General features: G+C 38.3%; 1 protein-coding gene. It reads right to left on the bottom strand.

All coding sequences use genetic code 11. The features are described 5' to 3' along the window. A partial coding sequence (locus ACYQ11_RS22185; RefSeq protein ID WP_459926019.1) for a winged helix-turn-helix domain-containing protein occupies positions 1-78 on the bottom strand: 78 nt, incomplete at its 3' end. Positions 79-337 lie beyond the last annotated feature (259 nt).

Here is a 337-nt window from a genome sequence, read left to right as displayed (position 1 = left end):
CTTATACGCTTTCTTTAATGGACGTTGACGTGTAAATCCCCACCTGTTCAGGTATTCACCAACTGTCCTGATCGGCATTTAGATTGAACAAAATTCTTTGATGACCTGCATGACTGCTTTTCGTGTTCACAATGCAAATGATAGCTTTAATTGATCAGGGCATTTGTCTCGCATGACCTTTTGAAGCTCCTTTTCCTGTTCAGCCTGAATTCCCGTTAAAATGTAATGATGAATCGTAGATAGTCCTGATAATAAAGCCAATTGTACGATTTATCTTGCATTTTTCCTCGTTATATATTAATTTATTGTAACGAGGAATGGAGATAGTCGATGGCGG

It is taken from the genome of Desulfatiferula olefinivorans, from assembly GCF_054657895.1.
This window is presented reverse-complemented; position numbering and strand designations above follow the sequence as displayed.